Raw genomic sequence first — 357 nt, 5'->3', positions numbered from 1 at the left:
ATCGGTAGTTAACCCTTCCTCCTACACTCTCCACAATCATGTCCGAGCGTTGCACTTATTATCTGAATTCGCGAAGAGTCGGATTTAGTAGAACCACAATGTATGAGCTTATCAAGGAAGGACGATTCCCTGATAAGGTAATCATAGGGGCAAGATCTGTAGCCTTTGTGGAAAGTGAGATTGATGCATGGATTGAAAATACCATTTCCGATTCACGCAGAAATAATAAATAACATAAAATAGGAAGCGAAAATGAAAGTTCAAAAAATAGAAATAAATGTTAGATAGTGTCGTCACAATATTTTAGCCCAGAGAGCGATGCATCTGATCTGGACGGCAGCGAGAAATGAGGCCGTA

The 357-nt window shown here is 40.1% G+C and carries 1 protein-coding gene; it reads left to right on the top strand.

The window, feature by feature from the left end:
* Positions 1–38 precede the first annotated feature (38 nt).
* On the top strand, positions 39–233 hold the full coding sequence (locus ACSZPU_RS26410) for a helix-turn-helix transcriptional regulator (RefSeq protein WP_499004582.1): 195 nt from the start codon (positions 39–41) through the stop codon (positions 231–233).
* Positions 234–357: the final 124 nt, after the last annotated feature.

Origin of the sequence: Phytobacter sp. V69, assembly GCF_965644215.1 — a bacterium.
Lineage (GTDB): Bacteria > Pseudomonadota > Gammaproteobacteria > Enterobacterales > Enterobacteriaceae > Phytobacter.
The sequence above is the reverse complement of the archived record's forward strand: the minus strand, read 5'-3'. Positions and strand labels throughout refer to the sequence as shown.